Origin of the sequence: Nonomuraea sp. SYSU D8015 (assembly GCF_008065375.1) — a bacterium.
Taxonomy (GTDB): Bacteria; Actinomycetota; Actinomycetes; order Streptosporangiales; family Streptosporangiaceae; genus Nonomuraea.
Genome location: NZ_VJYI01000002.1, coordinates 1,081,459 through 1,100,026, shown reverse-complemented (window position 1 = coordinate 1,100,026; position 18,568 = coordinate 1,081,459). Strand labels below are relative to the sequence as shown.

General features: G+C 71.2%; 19 protein-coding genes. 6 read left to right on the top strand and 13 right to left on the bottom strand.

Annotated features, from left to right (window positions below):
* Positions 1–90 precede the first annotated feature (90 nt).
* Entirely contained in the window at positions 91–480 is a 390-nt protein-coding gene (locus ID574_RS14645; RefSeq protein WP_188189328.1) for a YbaB/EbfC family nucleoid-associated protein, read from the top strand.
* A 13-nt stretch (positions 481–493) separates the two neighbouring features.
* Positions 494–874, top strand: coding sequence for a YbaB/EbfC family nucleoid-associated protein (locus tag ID574_RS14640; protein WP_188189327.1), 381 nt, complete (start codon positions 494–496; stop codon positions 872–874).
* A 135-nt stretch (positions 875–1,009) separates the two neighbouring features.
* Here ID574_RS14640 and ID574_RS14635 read toward each other — a convergent pair whose 3' ends face one another.
* Positions 1,010–2,104, bottom strand: a complete 1,095-nt coding sequence (locus tag ID574_RS14635) for a sensor histidine kinase (protein WP_188189326.1) — start codon at positions 2,102–2,104, stop codon at positions 1,010–1,012.
* 339 nt (positions 2,105–2,443) lie between these two features.
* Positions 2,444–4,384 carry a family 10 glycosylhydrolase gene (locus tag ID574_RS14630; RefSeq protein WP_188189325.1) on the bottom strand — a complete coding sequence of 647 codons (1,941 nt, stop codon included), beginning with the start codon at positions 4,382–4,384 and terminating at the stop codon, positions 2,444–2,446.
* A gap of 208 nt (positions 4,385–4,592) precedes the next feature.
* On the opposite strand from ID574_RS14630, the gene ID574_RS14625 reads away from it, so the two are divergent.
* Positions 4,593–6,110, top strand: a complete 1,518-nt coding sequence (locus tag ID574_RS14625) for a golvesin C-terminal-like domain-containing protein (RefSeq protein WP_188189324.1) — start codon at positions 4,593–4,595, stop codon at positions 6,108–6,110.
* Here ID574_RS14625 and ID574_RS14620 read toward each other — a convergent pair.
* Positions 6,097–7,134: an ABC transporter substrate-binding protein gene (locus tag ID574_RS14620; RefSeq protein WP_188189323.1), complete on the bottom strand. Its 1,038-nt coding sequence runs from the start codon at positions 7,132–7,134 to the stop codon at positions 6,097–6,099. The genes ID574_RS14625 and ID574_RS14620 overlap by 14 nt on opposite strands.
* 64 nt (positions 7,135–7,198) lie before the next feature.
* Between ID574_RS14620 and ID574_RS14615 the strand changes: the two genes are divergently transcribed.
* The gene (locus ID574_RS14615; protein ID WP_188189322.1) at positions 7,199–8,038 is read left to right on the top strand and encodes a PhzF family phenazine biosynthesis protein; all 840 of its coding nucleotides are present in this window, start codon (positions 7,199–7,201) and stop codon (positions 8,036–8,038) included.
* Positions 8,039–8,043: 5 nt separating this feature from the next.
* Here ID574_RS14615 and ID574_RS14610 read toward each other — a convergent pair whose 3' ends face one another.
* From ID574_RS14610 to ID574_RS14570, 9 genes are read right to left on the bottom strand one after another with little or no spacing between them, the layout of a single operon-like run.
* The gene (locus ID574_RS14610; protein WP_188189321.1) at positions 8,044–8,799 is read right to left on the bottom strand and encodes an SDR family NAD(P)-dependent oxidoreductase; all 756 of its coding nucleotides are present in this window, start codon (positions 8,797–8,799) and stop codon (positions 8,044–8,046) included.
* A gap of 20 nt (positions 8,800–8,819) precedes the next feature.
* The gene (locus tag ID574_RS14605) at positions 8,820–9,398 is read right to left on the bottom strand and encodes a TetR/AcrR family transcriptional regulator (RefSeq protein WP_188189320.1); all 579 of its coding nucleotides are present in this window, start codon (positions 9,396–9,398) and stop codon (positions 8,820–8,822) included.
* Between the two features lie 45 nt (positions 9,399–9,443).
* A complete protein-coding gene (locus ID574_RS14600; RefSeq protein WP_188189319.1) occupies positions 9,444–10,259 on the bottom strand; it encodes a carbohydrate ABC transporter permease in 816 nt (271 codons plus the stop codon).
* Positions 10,256–11,107 (bottom strand): carbohydrate ABC transporter permease, encoded by an 852-nt coding sequence (locus ID574_RS14595; protein WP_188189318.1) that lies wholly within the window; start codon positions 11,105–11,107, stop codon positions 10,256–10,258. Before ID574_RS14595 ends, ID574_RS14600 begins: the two co-directional genes overlap by 4 nt.
* A 15-nt stretch (positions 11,108–11,122) precedes the next feature.
* Positions 11,123–12,346, bottom strand: a complete 1,224-nt coding sequence (locus tag ID574_RS14590) for an ABC transporter substrate-binding protein (protein WP_188189317.1) — start codon at positions 12,344–12,346, stop codon at positions 11,123–11,125.
* A gap of 36 nt (positions 12,347–12,382) precedes the next feature.
* Entirely contained in the window at positions 12,383–13,591 is a 1,209-nt protein-coding gene (locus ID574_RS14585) for a hypothetical protein (protein ID WP_188189316.1), read from the bottom strand.
* Positions 13,588–14,124, bottom strand: a complete 537-nt coding sequence (locus tag ID574_RS14580; RefSeq protein ID WP_223166675.1) for a SigE family RNA polymerase sigma factor — start codon at positions 14,122–14,124, stop codon at positions 13,588–13,590. The genes ID574_RS14585 and ID574_RS14580 overlap by 4 nt, the downstream gene beginning before the upstream one ends.
* A 52-nt stretch (positions 14,125–14,176) precedes the next feature.
* Positions 14,177–14,476, bottom strand: coding sequence for a hypothetical protein (locus tag ID574_RS14575; protein ID WP_188189315.1), 300 nt, complete (start codon positions 14,474–14,476; stop codon positions 14,177–14,179).
* Positions 14,469–15,647 carry a glycosyltransferase family 9 protein gene (locus ID574_RS14570; RefSeq protein WP_188189314.1) on the bottom strand — a complete coding sequence of 393 codons (1,179 nt, stop codon included), beginning with the start codon at positions 15,645–15,647 and terminating at the stop codon, positions 14,469–14,471. The genes ID574_RS14575 and ID574_RS14570 overlap by 8 nt, the downstream gene beginning before the upstream one ends.
* A gap of 84 nt (positions 15,648–15,731) precedes the next feature.
* On the opposite strand from ID574_RS14570, the gene rfaE2 reads away from it, so the two are divergent.
* A complete protein-coding gene (gene rfaE2, locus ID574_RS14565) occupies positions 15,732–17,180 on the top strand; it encodes a D-glycero-beta-D-manno-heptose 1-phosphate adenylyltransferase (RefSeq protein ID WP_188189313.1) in 1,449 nt (482 codons plus the stop codon).
* Positions 17,181–17,219: 39 nt separating this feature from the next.
* Positions 17,220–17,684 carry a hypothetical protein gene (locus tag ID574_RS14560; RefSeq protein WP_223166674.1) on the top strand — a complete coding sequence of 155 codons (465 nt, stop codon included), beginning with the start codon at positions 17,220–17,222 and terminating at the stop codon, positions 17,682–17,684.
* A gap of 12 nt (positions 17,685–17,696) precedes the next feature.
* On the opposite strand, the gene ID574_RS14555 is transcribed toward ID574_RS14560, so the two are convergent.
* Entirely contained in the window at positions 17,697–18,524 is an 828-nt protein-coding gene (locus ID574_RS14555) for an alpha/beta fold hydrolase (RefSeq protein WP_188189312.1), read from the bottom strand.
* Positions 18,525–18,568: the final 44 nt, after the last annotated feature.

Sequence of the window (18,568 nt, the reverse complement as noted above, 5' to 3'; positions counted from 1 at the left end):
TTTCGTTAATGATCACGACATCTGGAGTCAGAGATCCATATCGGATGTGTCTAGACTGTTCACTCCACCCGCTGCCTGCCGGAGTCCTAGATGCCGATACCAGCGCCGGAAGACGACCTCGAATACCTGGAACAGGTCCTTGCCAAGACGCGGCAGACCGTGCGCGGCCTGCGTGCGGCACAGGCCGCGATCATGGACGTGACCGCCCGGGCGGCGAGCAAGGACGGCCTGGTCGAGGCGAGCGCGAACGGCAGCGGCGAGGTGATCGGGCTGCGCATCGACCCGCGGGCGCTGCGGCTCGGCGAGGCCGAGCTCGGCCGGCAGGTGACGGCGGTGCTCCAAGAGGCCCAGCAGGACGCGGTGCGACAGGCCCAGGAGATCGCGAGCAGGGCCATGGCGGACGCCCCCGAGATGCCCCCGCCGCTCGACGAGAGCTTCGTCCGCTCCAGGGTCGAGCAGGTGGCCCGCGATCTTCTCTAGGCTGGAGGCAAGCGTGTACGCCCACGGGATGGACCCCGGCAACATCAGAGACCAGGACCTGGACGAGATCGGCCGGCAGGGAGAGCGCATGCTGGCCTGGCTCGAGACCGCCCAGGAGGAGCTCGACCGGATCGTCGCCGTCGGAAAGGGGCCGTCCGGCCAGGTCAAGGCCGCCGTGGACCCGAACGGCAGGGTCCTGGAGGTCACCTTCGGCCCACGTGCCCTGCGCATGGACAGCAAAACGCTGGCGGAGGAGGTGCTGGCGGCCGTGCGCCTGGGCCGGGAGGAATCCGAACGCCAGGTCCACGACCTCATGCGCGAGGCGCTGCCCGGCTACGACCCCGCCGAGGGCAACGCGCAGATCGGCCGCCTGCTCGGCCTGGACGTCGATTGAGCGCGGCGACGGCGCCGCAGGCAGGGTGACCCCGGCTGGATCAAGGCAGTGCCGCCTCGGCCGATCAGGGCGGCGACTTGGGGAGCGGCGTCTCGACGGGTCACGGCGGTGACCTGAGACGGGCGCCTCGAACGGTCACGGCGGTGACGTGGGCAGGGTCGCCTCGACCTGGAAGCCGCCGTCCTCCATGGGATCCGCCTTCATCGTGCCGCCGGCCAACTCGACCCACTGCCGCACCTCGTACAGGCCCACGCCCTCCTCGCCGACCGCGGGGACCGGCCCGTCCGGCGCGGTGTTGCGCACGCTGATCTGCACGACGCCGGGTAAATACCGCACCTCCACCCTCGCGTCCGCGCCGGGCGCGTGCGCGCGCACGTTCGCCAGGGCCTCCTGCACCACCCGGTACGCCGTCCGCCCCACCGCCCCGGACACGGGCACCGGCGTGCCGGTCACCACCAGCTCCACGGGCACGCCCGCACAGGCGGACTCGGAGACCAGCGACCGCAGGTCCGGCAGCGGGAGACCGAGGTCGAAGCCTTCGCCGGTGCCGCGCCGCAGCAGCGCCACCATGTGGCGCAGCTCGTCCAGTGCCGCGCACGCCGTGGCGCGCAGCTCCTCCGCCACCGCCCTGGTGCGTTCGTCCGCCGAGGTCACCGCCAGCGCCCCGGCCTGCAGCACCATCCGGCTGACCCGGTGGGTGACGACGTCGTGCATCTCGCCGGCCAGCCGCTCGCGCTCCACCCGCTCGGCCCGCTCGTCCAGCGCGTGGTTCAGCCGTGCCCTGGCCTCCGCGTACAGGCCGTACAGCACCGCCAGCGCGATCACCACCTCGGTCCTCAGGACGAGGGGCTCGGCGCCGGGCCACTCGACGAGCAGCAGCACGGCCAGGGCGAGCGTGATCACCGGCAGCCAGCGCAGGATGCCGCGGTGCCGCCCGGCCGGGAACGCCATCGCCGCGTACACCGCGAACACGCACGCCGGTGGCCACACCAGCAGCTCGTCCAGCGGCGGCACGACGGACGGGGCGAGCACGCAGAGCACGGGCAGCCCGATCGCCGTGCCCGCGGTGATCCACGCGACGGTCAGCGGGGCGCGCCGCATCCACAGGACCGGAGCCGCCGCCGCCAGGACAATCGCCAGGACCGGGACCGGGTAACCGGTCGTCAGCGTCAAACCTGCCGCTACCAGGACCGCGACCGCGTCGGCAGGTCGCGGACGGGCACCGTCCACCGGCTCATCGTACGATCACCCGCCCACCCTGCCCAGACTCCAACCTCGCCGACCGCCGCCCATCCGCCCGGTGGCCCTGGCGACCGCCACCCCGCCGCCTATCCGCCCCGGTGGCCCTGGCGACCGACCCTCACGGCCGTGCCGCCCCTCGGCTCCGCCGCCTCCATCGGGGCACCCTGCCACCGGGTCGCGTGCCGTGTGACCACGGCGTCCGGTCCAGCCGTCGGGTCCCTCCCACGGCGCGCCATCACGGGCGTTCGCGGCCCAAGGCCACGGTCGCCACCGACGCTCCACCACCCGACCCGGGGCCGGGCGGGCAGCCGGCGCGGCGGGGCGGGTTCATACCTTGGTGATGCGGACGGCGTCGGCGATGACGTACCCGGTGGTGGAGGTCCAGCGGCTCACTCCGACCACGTTGTACGTCCCCGCAGCCAACTGGTACGTCCCGAGAGTCCGCCACGCCCCACCGCCCGACCGCTGATCGACGTTGACCGTCTGGTTGCCGCCGGAGGCCGCCACGATGTACGGCGTCGCGCTGTTGTACCCGGAGTTGGCCGGATACCACACCTCCACCCGATAGCTGCCCGCACTCGGAATGGCCGCCTGGAACCACGCGGGGTCGCTGGCGGCGACGGGGTCGGCGAAGCGGTAGTCGGTGCCGTGCAGCTGGGTCGAGTACGTGGAGGTCCCCCAGTTCGCGCTGGCGGCGAAGCCGGACCCGGCGTTGTCGATCACCACGCTGAACGAGCCGCCCGAGGACCCGGCGACCTTCCCCGGGCTCGGCGCGCTCTCCTGGTGGGTGCGGTTGAGCGCGGTCACGTAGTAGGTCTGTGTCCCGCTGGCCGTCGTGTCCGTGAACGTCGTCTGCCGGGTCGTCCCGACCAGGTTGCGGGCGTCGGCGAAGAAGCACGGGTCGGCCGTGGACGGAGTGCCGGCGACGCGGTAGACCGCGTACGAGGTGCCGGAGCCCGTCCAGGAGAGCTGCACGCCGTTGGACCCCTGGGTGGCCGAGGTGATCACCGGCGCGGCCGGAGCGGCGGCCGAGCCGCGGGCGGGCGGCAGCGCGGGCTTCGTGTAGTGGGCGCCGACGAGCCTGGTGATGGCGCCGATCCTGTCGGCCTTGACGTCCTTGGCGCTGAAGTACACGTCGCCCACGATCTCCGGGTGCCGCCTGTTGTCGTGCAGGTGGTCGCTGAGCTCGTTCGGGTCCTGCCAGGCGGCTTCCTGGCCGGAGGCGCCCGCGCGGTAGGCGGCCTGGCCGACGACGAGCTGCACGCCGGTGTCCCGTACGACGTCGGACCACCACGCGGTGAGCACCTCGTAGGCGGCGGTGGAGAAGCCGATGTGCCAGTAGATCTGCGGCGCGATGTAGTCGACCCAGCCCTGCTTCACCCACTGCCGGCTGTCGGCGTAGATCGCGTCGTACGACTGCAGCCCGGACGTCCGCGAGCCGAGCGGGTCGGTGCCGGCGTTGCGCCAGATGCCGAACGGGCTGACGCCGAAGGACACGTGCGGCTTGGCCGTGTGGATGCGCTGGTCGAGCTCGCGTACGAGGAGGTTGACGTTGTTGCGCCGCCAGTCGCCGATGTTGCTGAAGCCGCTGCCGTACTGCTGGTAGGTGGCGGAGTCGGGGATGCTCTGGCCGCTGACCGGATAGGGGTAGAAGTAGTCGTCGAGGTGCACGCCGTCCACGTCGTAGCGGGAGACGGCGTCCATGATCGCGTCCTCGATGAAGTCACGTACCGCCGGGATGCCCGGGTTGTAGTAGAGCTTGCCGCCGTAGGCGAAGCGCCAGCCGGGGTTCTGCCGGGCGGGGTGCGAGGAGACCAGCCTGGTGGGGTCGTCGTGGTTGGCGATCCGGTACGGGTTGAACCAGGCGTGGAACTCCAGGTTGCGGGCGTGGGCCTCCCTGACCATGAACGCCAGCGGGTCGTAGCCCGGGTTGCCGCCCTGGGTGCCGGTGAGCCACTGGGACCACGGCTCGTACGGGGAGGGCCAGAACGCGTCGGCGGTCGGCCTGATCTGCACGACCACGGCGTTCATGCGCTTGGCGACGGCCAGATCCAGCCAGGCGCGGAACTCGGTCTGCTGCGCCGACACGCTGAGCCCGGTGCGGCTGGGCCAGTCGATGTTCGCGACGGACGAGATCCATATCGCCCTGAACTGACGCTTGGGGGTCGCGGGATCGGTCGAGCAGGCTGCGGCGGCCGAAGCGGTGGGGGTGGAGATGACGAGTGCGGCGGTTAACGCCGCCAGGACGGTACGCAGAAGCGCGGTCACGAAGGGAAGTTTCAGCGCATCCGCATCAAAGCGCAATAGTCTTCACAAAACTGGGAGGCGGAAAGTTTCACCTAACAGTCGAGTAATGTCAATTATCGACATTCAGTCAAATCCTGCCGTACGGTGGGGCCGCGCTTAGCGGTCCACCGGAGGCAGCGGTTTTCCGCGCCTACGGTGCGCCCGTCACCCCTGTGAACGAGGAGCACCCATGGCATTCGCCCGCACGCGATTAGTAGCCCTCGCCACCTCCATCCTCGCCGTCCTCCTCATCGCCGCAGGCCAGCCCGCCGTCGCGGCCCAGGCCAAGGACGGCCCACTCGTCGCCGCGTTCGCCAAGGCGGCCGCCGAGTACGACGTGCCCCGCGACCTGCTGGTCGCCCTCGCCTACGCCGAGACCCACCTCGACGGCCACAACGGCGAGCCCAGCGCCAGCGGCGGCTACGGCATGATGCACCTGGTCAGCAACCCGACCAACCACTCGCTGGAGAAGGCCGCCGAGCTCACCAAGCTCCCGGTCGAGAAACTGCGCAAGGACGACGAGGCCAACATCCTCGGCGGCGCCGCCGTCCTGCGCTCCCACGCCGACGCGCTCGGCCTCGACGAGGCAGCCAGGAAGGACCTCGGCCGCTGGTACCAGGCCGTGGCCAAGTACGGCGCCGCCACCTCGCCCGAACTGGCCCGCCTGTACGCCGACGCCGTGTACGAGCAGCTCGGGCTCGGCCTCGACATCCGCGGCGTGCAGGTGAAGCCGCAGGAGGTCACCGCCGACCGCGGCGAGCTCGGCAAGGCCCGCGACCTCAACGCGCGGGCAGAGGTCGCCAGCCCCGACTACCCGCCGGCCGCCTGGGTGCCGGCGTACTCCGGCAACTACCGCGTCGCCAACCGCGAGTCCGACTACAACATCGACCGCGTCGTCATCCACGTCACGCAGGGCTCGTACGCCGGAACGATCTCCTGGTTCCAGAACCCCAGCGCCAACGTCTCGGCTCACTACGTGATCAAGTCCTCCAACGGCGCCATCACCCAGATGGTGCGGGACAAGGACGTCGCCTGGCACGCGGGCAACTCGACCTACAACAACCGGTCCATCGGGATCGAGCACGAGGGATGGGTCGACGACGCCTCGTGGTTCACCGACGCGATGTACCGCGCCTCCGCGGCCCTGACCAAGCACCTGTGCGACAAGTACGGCATCCCGAAGACCCGTACCGGCATCATCGGCCACAATGAGGTCCCCGGCGCGACCCACACCGACCCCGGCCGGCACTGGAACTGGACCACGTTCATGAACTACGTGACCGGCGGCGGCACCCCGACGTGGCAGACCACGGTCGACAACGCCACCTCCGGCCAGTTCACCGCCAGCGCCAACTGGGGCACCTCCACCTACTCCAGCCAGCGCTACGGCGCCGACTACCGCTTCGCCGGCCCGGTCGCCGCCAGCGACCCGGCGTGGTACTCGGCCACGATCCCCAGCGCGGGAACCTACCAGGTCGAGGTCTGGTATCCGGCGGATGCCGGATACAACAGCTCGGCGCCGTACATCGTGGCGGCGTCGGGCGGGAATCAGACCGTCTACGTCGACCAGCGGTCCGGAGGCGGAGCCTGGCGTAGCATCGGCACGTTCTCGCTCAACGCCGGCACGTACAACGTGGTCGGTGTGAGCCGCTGGACCTCAGGCACGGGCTACGTCGTCGCCGACGCCGTCCGTATCAGCCGCGTCTGAGTTCCCCGTACGGCCCGCGTCCGCTCTGGCGGGGGGCGCGGGCCGTACCCTGCTCGACGGCGACGGGCCCGTCGCTCTCCCACCGGCTGAGCGCCGCCCGATGCCCGACCTGGGCGCCGGTGCCCGGGTCGATCTGGAAGGCGCCGAACAACGTGGTGGTTTCCAAGGCACCGGCGACCGACCACAGCTCCTCCCGTCCGGTGCTTCCCGCCCGGGCGGCGCAGTGGGTCGCCACGATCGCGGTGGCGGCGGCCTGTACGGCGGGATAGCCGGGCGGCGTTTCAGCCCGCTCCCGATAGGCGGCGACGAAATCACGCTCGGCCATCCCGACGGCCGCCTCGCCCCCGCTCCCCGGCAACCATTGCCCGACGCCGTAGATCCCGCGCGGATCGTCCACGGCCTCGCCGAACTCCCGCACACCCGCCGCCACGGCACACACGATCCCCGGATCCCCCGCCCGCTTGATCATGTCGACGTCCTCGTCGAAGGACCCCGCGCACAGCAGATTCCACGGCCCCTCCGCCGGACGCGTGCGGACCACCGGGATGCCGAGCTCGTGCGCGGACGCCTCCGCCCCCGCGGCCACCTGCCGCCCGAAGCTCCCCTTGCCCTCGGCGATCCAGAGCGGGCTGCGATCGCCGCTCTCCGCGAGAAGGCGTACGAAGGGCTCGGCATAGCGGCTCGTCGGCGTCGGCGCGGAGATGACGTGGCCGGGGTGAGCCGTCTGGACGTCATCCCCCGCACCGCCATGATTCCAGACCAACCGGTCCAGCGCCGCCGCGACGCGTCCCGCCCTGCGCATGAGCCCGGTGGAGTACGGCCCCAGCAGGAGGTCACAGCGCGCCGCCAGCGAGCCCAGCACCTGCTCCAGCACCTGGGGATCGCTCCGGTCGTCCTCGACGATCAGCTCCGCGGACGCGTCGAAGGACCGCCAGACCTCGAGGCCCAGCTTCGCCTGTTTCCCGAACCGGGCATGCCTGCCGGACAGCGACAGCGGCACCCCGATCCGGAGCCGACGAGTCATCCCCTCCCCCTCCAGCGGAAACCCGCTTCCCATCTCTACCCCCGGCAGGCGCGATGATGGTCGGGTGACCGAAGTCCTGAGATATACCGCTTTCACCACCACTCCCTCCGGGGGCAACCCCGCCGGGGTGGTCCTGGACGCCCAGGGATTGTCAGACGCGGAGATGCTCGCCATCGCCGCCGACGTCGGCTATTCCGAGACGGCCTTCCTCCTCCCCACGGGAGAGCGGCACTACCGGGTCCGGTACTTCAGCCCGCTGACCGAAGTGGCCTTCTGCGGTCACGCGACGATCGCGACCTCGGTCGCGCTCGGCGAGCGGATCGGCCCCGGAACCGTGCACCTCGCCACCCAGGTGGGCCCGGTCCCGGTGGAGATCGTCGCAGGATCGGCCGGTGACATCACCGCCACCCTGACGAGCCCGCCCACCTCCACCCGCCCGGCCGCCGAGGACGAGGTACGGTCGACGCTCGCCGCGCTGCGCTGGTCGTCCGACGATTTGGACCCCGCTTATCCGGCGCACGTCGCCAACGCCGGAAACGACCATCTCGTCCTGGCCGCGGCCACCCGGGACCGCCTGGCCGACCTCGACTACGACTTCGACGCCCTCGGCAAGATCATGGCCGAGCTGGGCTGGACCACCGTCCACCTCTTCTGGGCCGAATCCCCGGCCGTCTTCCATGCCCGCAACCCGTTCCCGCCCGGCGGCGTGGTCGAGGATCCGGCCACCGGCGCGGCGGCGGCCGCCTTCACCGGCTACCTGCGTGCCCTGGGACACCTCGAGGACGGCGCCGGCCTCACCATTCACCAGGGCGTCGACATGGGGCGGCCGAGCCTCCTGACGTGCACCGCGATCCCCGGCGACACCCGCGTCACGGTGTCCGGCACCGCGGTGCCCATCCCGTAGGGCGATCAGGCGGTGGCGCCGCCGTCGATCACGTGGTCCTGGCCGACGACGAAGCTCGACTCCGGAGACGAGAGCCACAGCACAGCGGCCGCGATCTCCTCGGGGGCGGCGACCCGGCCGATCGGCAGGGCGCCGCGCAGGCGCTCGTCCCGTTCCTCTCGCGTCTCTCCCGGGCGGGTGGCCATCGGCGAGTCGATCGGACCGGGGCTGACGGCGTTGACGCGGACGCCGTCGGCGATGTGGTCGCGGGCGGCGGTGCGGGTCAGGTGGCTCACGGCGGCCTTCGACGCCGCATACGCCGCCGCGCCCGGCAGGCGCCAGTGTGCGCCCAGGTTGGAGGCGACGTTGACGACGGCGCCGCCGTGCGCGCGCATGTGGGCGATCTCGTGCTTCATCGACAGGAACACGCCCTTCAGGTTCACGGCCAGTACGTCGTCCCAGACGTCCTCGTCGTAGTCGGCCACGGGCGCCAGCATGCCGAAGATCCCGGCGGCGTTGCAGGCCACGTCGAGGCCGCCGTACCGGGAGACGGCGGCGGCCACCATGGCGGCGGCCTCGGACGACCTGGTGACGTCGGCGGCGAACGCGCTCGCCCGTCCCCCGTCGTCCTCGATCTCCTTCACGAGCGCGCCCAGCCGGGCGTTGTCGCGCCCCACGGCGAGCACGGCGGCGCCTTCCTTCGCGTACGCCCGCGCGACCGCCCCGCCCACCACCCCGGTGGCGCCGGTGACGAGAGCGACCTTTCCGTCAAAACGCTTCATTAATTCCATACCAATCGTTCTCAAATTTGGACAGCCGTCATGGCCTGATCGACCGCGTCACGGAGCCTGCGCGGGTCCGGGTCGGCCCGGCCGAGGACCCTGATGCCCTGCAGCAGCACGAGCAGGAACCTGGCCAGCGCGTGCGGGTCCTTGCCCGCCGGGATCTCCCCCTGCGCGCGGGCCCTGACGAGCGCGGCGGCCATGGCGGTCTCCAGCCCCGTCCAGCTCTCCGCCACTCTCTTCGACACCGCCGCGTCGCGTGAGGCGAACTCGACGGCCGTGTTGACCACCATGCAGCCCCGCCGCAGCTCGTCGGCCAGGCATTCCGCCACGTAGGAGTCGAGGAAGGCGCGCAGCGCGGGCAGCGCGGGACCCGGGTGGGACAGCGGCGAGACCACGTCGCGCCGCGCCAGGTAGAGCTCCAGCGCCTTCAGGTAGAGCTCGCGCTTGCCGCCGAAGGTCCCGTAGATGCTGGCCCGCGCGATGCCCAGGTGCGCCACGAGGTCCGCCATCGACGTGCCCTCGTAGCCGCGCTCCCAGAACAGCTCCAGCGCCTTCTCCAGCGCGACCTCGGGGTCGAACTCCTTGCTCCGTGCCACGCCGCCGACGTTAACACTATCGAGAACGATCGGTCAAAAATCAGGCTACTTGACCGCCCCACGCAGCACACCTGAGATCACCCAGCGCTGGGCGAACAGGTAGACGAGCAGCGCCGGGGCCAGCGCCATCAGATAGGAGGCGAAGGCCGTCGTGTAGTCGGTGCTGAACTGGCTCTGGAACACGTACTGGACCAAGGGGAGGGTCCTGGCGCTCGGGCTGGACAGGACGACCAGGGGCAGGAGGAAGTCGTTCCAGGCCCACAGGAACGTGAGTATGCCCACGGTGGCGTTCATGGGGGCGAGCAGCGGGAAGATCACCCGCCAGAACACCGTCCAGGTGCCGGCGCCGTCCACGCGGGCCGCCTCCTCCAGCGCCCTCGGAATCGACTTGATGTAGCCGACGTACAGGAAAATGTTGAACGCCAGGCCGTAGACCACATAGAGCAGGATCAGCCCCAGCTGGTTGTCCAGGCCCAGCAGCGAGGTCTGCTTGATGACCGGCAGCATGATGATCGGGAACGGCACGAACAGCGCCGACACGAAGTAGAAGTACAGCCCCTTGAAGAGGCGCCGGTGCAGGTTGCGGGCGATGGCGTAGGCGACGAGGGAGTTGGTCAGCAGGGTCAGGATCACGGCGCCGACGGTGATCAGGGCGCTGTTCAGCGCGGCCTGCGGATAGTTCGTCACCTGCCAGGCCTCGGCGAAGTTGGCCCACTGGGGGTCGTCGGGCAGGTCGAATCCCGCGCCGGCGAGCTCGGCCGGCTTCTTCAGCGCGGTGATCACGGTGAAGTACAGCGGGATCAGGACGGTGAGCGAGCAGGCTGCGAGGAGGGCCGTCAGCCACGGATTCGCGCGTTTCATGCGCTCATCTCCCGTCGTTGGAGCACCCGCATCTGGAAGACGGACACCGCGACGATGACGAGGAAGTAGATGATCGCGTTGGCCGTCTGGTAGGCGTACTCGCCGCCCTCCAGGCCGCCGCTGTAGATGAGCAGGGAGACCGACGTGGTCGCGGTGCCGGGACCGCCGTTGGTGAGCGCCACGATGTGGTCGAAGACCTGCAGGAAGTTCTTCAGCGAGAGCACCATGTTGATCGTGAAGAACGGCGCGATCAGCGGGAAGACGATCGAGACGAACTGCCGCCACGAGCCCGCGCCGTCGATGGTCGCGGCCTCCCGCACGTCGTCGGAGATCGTCTGCAGCCCGGCGAGATAGATGATGATGTTGAACGCCGCCGCCTGCCAGACCGCGACCGCCACGATGCCGAGCCAGGCGAGATCGGGGTCGGCCAGGATGTTCGTGCTCAGCGCCTCGATCCCGGCTGCCTGCGCGATGGCCGGCAGCGAGTTGGCGAACAGGTAGTTGAAGACGTAGCCGATGATGAGGATGGCCAGCACGTTCGGGATGAAGAAGACGCCGCGCAGCGCGGTGCGGAAGTGGATGCGCGCGTTGAGCCCGAGCGCGATCGCCAGGGCCAGGGCGTTGGTGGCCACGGTGGCGACGACGGCGAACTTGAAGGTGAACAGGTAGGCGTCGAGGATCCGGTCGTCGGCGAAGAGGCTCGCGTAGTTCTTGAGGCCGACGAAGTCGTACGAGCCGTATCCGGGCGAGTCGGTGAGGCTGTAGTAGAAGCCCTGCAGCACGGGGACGGTGTGGAAGATCAGGAACAGGGCTAAGGCCGGGATGACCATCCAGTAGTAGGTACGCATGGGAATGTCCGGGGGTCAGGATCGGCGGGCGGCTACCTTGTCCCATTCGCGGTCCAGATCGCGCAGCAGGGCCGCCTGGTCGCCGTCGATCAGGAACTGCTGCAGGAGCTGGTCCAGCGGGATGGTCAGGGGGATGTGGTGGTCGGCGTACCCGGTCAGCCGGCCCGCCGCGAAATACGGCATGAGCCCGGCCAGCGCGGGATCGTCGGAGGGAGGGTTCTCGACGGGCGGCACGGCCCGCTGCTCGCGTGCGTAGGCGGTCATGACCTCGGGCCGGAGGAGATATGCGAGGAAGGCCATCGACTCCTCGGGGTGCTCGGGCTCGCGGGGCAGGGTCAGCGCCACGTCCACGCCGGAGACCAGCCGGGTGTCCGCCGGGTTCTCGGTGGCGGGCAGCGCGAACGTGCCGATCTCGAAGTCCGGCTCGTACGTGGCGATCGCCGGGAGCGCGAAGCTGCCCTGGAGGTACATCGCGGCCTTGCCCTGGGCGAAGGCCTGGTTGCCGTCCTCGTACGTGCGCGAGAACCTGTCCCGCTGGCCGTAGCCGAAGAGCTCCCGCAGTTTGGCCGCGACCTGCGGATACTCGGCCGCGAAGGTGGTCTTCCCGGCCGTGCGCCGCGCGAAGAAGCCGGGCGCGGGCACGTTCCCGGCCAGGGCGTTGAAGGCGGGCAGGGTCGTCCAGGCGTCCGCGAGCGTGGCGTAGAACGGGGTGACCCCGGCGGCGCCGAGCCTTCGCGCGGCTGCCACGACCTCCGACCACCGCGTGGGCGGGCTCAGGCCGTGCCGCGCGAAGAGGTCCTTGTTGTAGATGACGCCGTTGCCGTTGGAGGCGAACGGAAGCCCGTTGCGCTCCCCCGGCCGATGGGTGCCGAGGTCGTCGAGAATGCGCTGGATGGACGGGGAGACGTCCGCGGCGATCGGGGCGCGGGCGAAGTCGTAGAAGACGCCGGCCGAGGCCAGCTCGCCGAAGACGCTGTTGCCGTTCAGCGCGATGACGTCGGGGATGTCGTCCTTGACGAGCCTGGCCCTGATGGCGCTCTCGGCGGTGGGCGAGTGGTTCTGCACCACGTCGACGCGGGGGTGCGCGGCCTCGAAGTCCTTGATGATCTTGTCGAAGGTCTCGACGGCCTCCGGCTTGAACTGGAAGAACTCCAGGGTGACGCGCGTGTCCCGAGGCTGGGCCGCGGCGCACGCGGTCAGGAGCAGCGCCCCGGCCAGGAGGAGGGCGATCCGCTTCATGGCCGGTGCGCTGCCCCGTCAGGGCCCCGTCATGCGTTACCTCGGGGTGAGCACCCAGCGCCAGGAGCCGTCCTCCTGGCTGTCCCGGTTGGCGGCGAGCTGGGTCATCCGCTTGCCGTCCACGCTCACCAGGACGAGCCCATTGTTGAACTCGTTCTCGCACGAGCCCGCGCAGCCGAGCGCGAGGACGTTGTCGTCGTCGGCCCAGGCGTGCAGTTGCAGCACGTTCTGGCGGCCTGCGATCTCGCCGGTCTCACGATCGGTGATCTTGGTGGGCAGGCCGTCGGGGCCGAGCACGAGGCGGCCGTTCGGCGAGATCGCGGAGATGCGCGAGTGCCGTACGTACCGCTCGCCGTCGGGAGCGTCCCGCTGCTCTCCGTCGAGGCTGTAGAAGACCCGGTCGACGGCGTTGACGGTGGGCCCCCAGATCAACGTGCCGTCGAGGCTCCAGCCGAGGTCCTGGCGGGCATTGGAGTTGGTCGGGCCCTCGTTCTGGCTACGCGAGGGCCAGTCGCCGGGCAGCGGAGGCAGCTCGTGGTAGTCCGTGGCGCCCGACTCGACGTCGACGATGTAGTAGCCGGTGCGCGGGCTGCTCCCGGTCGGGGCCGCCTGGTCGCCCTTGCCCTGCAGGACGTCCGGATAGTCGGAGTAGGCGGTGGCGAGGACCCTGGTGCCGTCGGGCGACCAGGAGACGGACGCCACCGGATGGTCCAGGTCGAACCACTTCAGGATCTGCCGGGTTTCCATGTCCAGGATGCCCAGCCGCTTGCTGATCAGGTCCCCCTCCAGCACGGCGGCGACCTGGAGCCCGGGCGCCACGTCCACCCAGGCCCACGAGGTGCGCTCGTAGCCGTCGGTACGCGGATCGTAGAGCGACCACGTGCGCGTGATGCGCACCTGATCCTCGGTGACCTGCTCCCGCTGGTACGTGTAGTAGGCGGACACGGCCATGCGGCCCGCCGCGATGAGCTTGGCCGGTGGGCTGTTCTCGGTGTCGGCCCGCACGTCGGTCGGCGCCGGCGACGGCCGGGCCGGGAGCGTGACCCCGTTGGCCGGGCGCACCGTCACCTCGGGAGCGCGCTGACCGGTGACGAACACGGCGACGGCCGCCACCAGACCCACCACCAGCACGGCGGCCCCGGCCGGCTTCCAGGCGCGCCTCCGTAGCGCCCGGTCGGCCAGGTCGTGGGGGACGCGGGCCTCGCCGGCCCACTCGTCCATGGTGTCGCGAAGCAGTCGGGTCACCGGGCCACCTCCAGTTCCTGTGCCAGCTCTGGGGCGATCTCGCGCAGGCGTGCCAGAGACCGGTGGGCGGTGCTCCTGACCGTGCCGACGGTGCAGCCGAGCACCTGGGCGATCTCCTGCTCGGGCAGGTCCTCGAAATACCGCAGCACCAGCACCGTGCGCTGCCGCGCGGTCAGCCTGGCCAGCGCGGACCGCAGCACCATGCGCAGCTCGCTCTGGTGGTTGAGGTCCCGGTCGGCCCGTTCGGGAGGATCGGCCTGCACCACCTCGCCGCGCCGCCCGCTCGCCCGCCACCAGCTGATCTGCTGCCGGTACATGATCTGCTTGGTGTACGCCTCCGGCGCGTCCACGCGCCGCCACTTGGCCGCCAGCTTCGCCAGCGCGCTCTGCACCAGGTCCTCGGCCGCGTGCTGGTCACCACCGGTGAGCAGGAACCCGAGCCGCATCAGGGCGGGAGAACGCGCGGCGACGAACTCGCGGAAACGTTGCTCGTCCGCGGCGTCCACGATCACCTCCAGAGGGGTTGATGTCACCCTCTCAGACGCCGCGCGGCCGCCCCGCTATGCGGCCGGCTCCCGAAATTCGTTACGCGCCCGGCTCCCGGGGATCGCTCTCCTGCACGGGGCGCACCTGCCGCGGGACGTCCAGCAACCCCAGACTGTCCTGCTCGCCGCGGCGGCGGATGACGTCGTTGATCGCCTCCGTCACCTCCTGCCTGCTGTAGGCGCCCTCGGGCAGCTCGTTGAGGTGCGCGAGCAGGTCGGCGGGCAGATTGACGTGCGCGGAGGCCCGCGCGTACACCTCACGGATCGCGACCCGATCCTGCCCGCCGAACGCCTCGTCAATGGCCTGTCTCAGTTCGTCGAGCACCGCGTGGTCACTCATGTCCACATCTTCCTTCCACCATCAGCAGGTCTCTGACCTGCTCCATCACCCTGCCCACCGACACGTCGGTCACCCACGACATGTCGTGCGGGCAGCGTTCGGCGGTCACGTCCACGCCGCTGGCGCCGCACTCCGGGCACGCCGTGGTCCACGAGATCAGCGGCCGGTGCCTCGTTCTGGAGAGCGGTCCGTGGTTGATGAGGTTGCCGCACCAGTAGACGGCGACCGTCGGCGTGCCGATGGCGGCGGCCAGGTGGCGGGGGCCGGTGTCGTTGGCGATCAGCAGGTCGCAGCGCTCGTACAGCGCGGCCAGGCCGCCGATGCCGAGGACGCCCACGACAGGGAGCGCCGGCTTGCGCATCGCGGCGATCACCCCTTCAACCAGGTGCCGCTCCTCCTCGGTGCCGGTGACCACGACGGGCCGGTCGGTCTGGTCGGCCACCTCGGCGAAGCGCTCCACCGGCCAGCGGCGGCGGGGATCGGTCGCGCCCGGGTGCACGGCGACCAGGCCCTGCGGCGGCTCCCCCAGCGCGGCGGACACCTCCGCCCGGTCGTGCTCCGTGATCGCCAGGCGCGGCTCCAGCCCGTCGGCGACCGCGCCGACCAGCTCGGCCACCTGCAGGAAGCGCAGCGTCTCGTGGTGGTAGTCCGTGTACGGCACCCAGCGGTCCAGCCGTTCGGCATCCCTGGCCCGCAGCCCGGCCGTCACCCGCGCGCCGAGCCGCCGGATGAACGGGTTGGAGAACCGGCCGCCGCCGTGGATCTGCACGGCCAGGTCGAACCGCCGCTCCCGCAGCTCGTCGCAGAGCCCGTCCGGCACCGGATGCCCGCTCTCCGCCGTCGACACCCCCGTGATCGGCGGCAACGCCACCACGTCGTCCACCGGCCCCGGCCGTCCCGTGAGGAACCCGGCGTGCATGGCGGTGCCGAGCAACGTCAGCCGCGCGCCGGGGTAGGCCCGCTTGAGCGCCTCCAGCGCCGGCACGGCCATCAGGTAGTCGCCGAGCGCGTTGGCCCGCAGCACCGCGATGCGCTCCACGCCCTCGACCAGCGCCGTCACCGGCCGGTCGGCACGCAGCCGCAGCGTCCCGCACTCCTGTCCACCACCCCTCGCGACCGGAGGGCGGTCCCGCTCCGGGACCGGCGCGTCGAGATCTGAGCAGCCGTGCATAGCCGCCCGGCTACCCTCGCGGGTGCGGTCCGTAACCTGCCATCACATGGGTTTGAACTCGGCTCTCACAGGTACTCGGCCCTCATGGGCATCGCGAGCGAGAAGACCGTTCATGCCGTGGTCGTGGGGGACGTCATGCTGGACTCCTGGCTGCTCGGCTCGGCGAAACGGCTGGCCCAGGAGGCCCCGGTGCCCGTGATGAGCCTGGAGGCGACCGAGAACGCGCCGGGAGGCGCCGCCAACACGGCGGCCAACCTCGTGGCGCTCGGGGCCCGCGTGCGGCTCGTGGGGGTCGTGGGCGACGACCCGAGCGGGGACGAGCTGGTGCAGTCGCTGCGCCTGCTCGGCGTCGGGACCGATCTGCTGACCGTGCCGGGCCGGCGCACCTCCCACAAGCGGCGGCTGGTCGCCAGCGGGCAGCTCACGGCCCGCTACGACGAGGAGGACCTCGACGTCATCCCGGAGGAGACCGAGCGGGAGCTGTTGCGGCGCGTGGCGGCGGCCCTGCGCGGGGCGGACGTGGTGGTGGCCTGCGACTACGGCGGCGGCGTGTTCACCCGGGCCGTGCGCCGGGCGCTCGCCGGGTTCCCGCTGCTGGTGGTGGACGCGCACGCGGTGGCGCCGTGGCGGGAGTGCGCGCCGGCCGCCGTGCTGCCGAACTTCACCGAGGTCGTGCGCCTGCTCGGCGACGAGGAGGCCGAGGAGAACGAGGTCGACCGGCCGGCGTACCTGATGGCGCGCTCCGACCGGCTGCTGGAGCTGACCGGCGCCGACATGGTGGTGACCACGCTGGACGGCGAGGGCACGCTGCTCCACCGGCCCGGTTGCCCGCCGTACCGGACCTATGCCGAGCCCGCTCCCCAGCACATGGCCACGGGCGCGGGCGACACGTACACCGCGGCCTTCGCGCTGTGGCTGGCGGCCGGCGCCTCGCCGGAGGAGGCGGCGCAGGCGGGCCAGGCCGCGGCCGGGGTCGTCGTACGCCGCCCCGGCACGGCCATCTGCACCAGGCACGATTTGCTGCGTGCCCTGCGCCGCCAGGAGGGCGCCGTGCAGAGCCCCGAGCGGCTGGCAGAGCTGCTGGACGAGCACCGGCGCAGGGGCGAGCGGGTGGTGTTCACCAACGGCTGCTTCGACGTGCTGCACCGGGGCCACGTGACGTATCTGGAGCAGGCCGGCCGGCTCGGCGACGTGCTGGTGGTGGCGGTCAACAGCGATGCCAGCGTGGCCCGGCTGAAGGGCCCGGGACGGCCGGTCAACCCGTGCGAGGATCGCATGTCCGTGCTGGCGGCGCTGAACGACGTGGACTACGTGGTCGAGTTCGACGAGGACACCCCCGAGCGGCTACTCAGGATGATCCGCCCCGAGCTCTACGTCAAGGGCGGCGACTACACCCCGGAGATGCTGCCCGAGGCGCCGCTGGTGCGGGCGCTGGGCGGCGAGGTACGCGTGCTCGACTACCTCCCCGACCACTCGACCTCGGCCATCATCGGCCGCATGAAGGCGCCGCCCGAGCAGCTCGGAAACGCCTGACCGCGTTTAACGGGCGCGTACTCAGGTAGGCGAACGACCATGAATCAGACCCTGGAGGGAGAGCGCGAGCGCAAGCCGATCGTGCGGGCCGCCGCACGCGGCGCGATCGCCTCCATGGCGATGTCCGGCCTGCGGCAACTCACCACCGCGCTCGGGCTGGTCGCGCAGACGCCGCCGGAGGCGGTGATCAAGAAGACCGCGCCCCAGGCCTTCCGGCGGGTTCCCGTGGAGCGCCGTCCCGCCGTCGTGGAGGCGGTGCACTGGTTGTACGGAGCGGGCGGCGGCGCCTTCTTCGGCGTCCTGCCGCGCGCGGTGCGCGAGCGGCCGTGGGCCGGGCCGGTCTACGGGATGCTGTTCTGGGCGGCGTTCGAGGTCGCCATCGCGCCCGCGCTCGGCCTGCCCCGCAAGCCGGAGACCGGCGTCGAACGCCTGGCCCTGCTGGCCGACCATGTCCTGTACGGCGCCGTGGTGGGCGCCTCGCCCTGGCCGCACCGGGACCACTGACGTCAGCTGACGTCAGCGCAGGGCCCGCTCCAGCCACGGCCGCAGGATCGGCAGGGCGTTCTCGGCCAGCATCGCGCCCATGTGGTCGAGCCCGTCCAGCACCTCGACGTCCCAGCCGAGCTCGGTCAGCTCCGCGCGGTGCTTCACCAGCGGGCCGCCGATGCTCACGTGCGTCCCGCCCCACTGCTCGTCGTAGTGGATCTCGTCGGCCGACCCGGCGAAGCACAGCCGGGGGCAGGTGAGCCGGACGGCCCGGTCGTCGAAGTCCTGCAACGCCTCGTACAGCGTGACGAACTGCATGGTCTGGTCCTCGGTCGCGGACATCCCGGCCGACGACCAGTCCCCCGGCTCGACGGGCCCCTGCGGGACCTTGGGCTGCTTGGCCATCTCGTGGGAGGCCCTGGTGACCGCCAGCATCTCCGCGTACGGGCCCCCGTACGGCGGGAACCCGCCCATGACCAGCGCCGAGAGCCGGTCGGTCCTGATGGCCAGCTGCAGCCCGCTGAGCGCCAGCCAGGAGTACCCGTAGTACGCGAACCGCTCGGCCCCCGTCGCGTCGGCCACCGCGAGCAGGTCGGCCGCGACGTTGGCCGGGGTGAGCGTGCCCGGCTTGGGCACGGCCATGACGTGGCCCTGATAGTCGAAGGCCACGACGCGGAAGGCGTCGCTCAGCCCGTCGATGAGCGAGCGCCCCAGCGCGGGGTCGGCGCCCCACTTGCGCATCTCCTCGGCCTGCTCGCCCTCGACCGGCCGTGGATCGACGGGGAGCAGCACGGTCGGCCCGGCGCCGTGCACCTCCACGTCGATGGTGCTCCCGTCGTGCAGTTTCGCCTCGAGCATGATCCCTCGCTAACTCAATACACCGTAAAGTGATGACTCAGCGA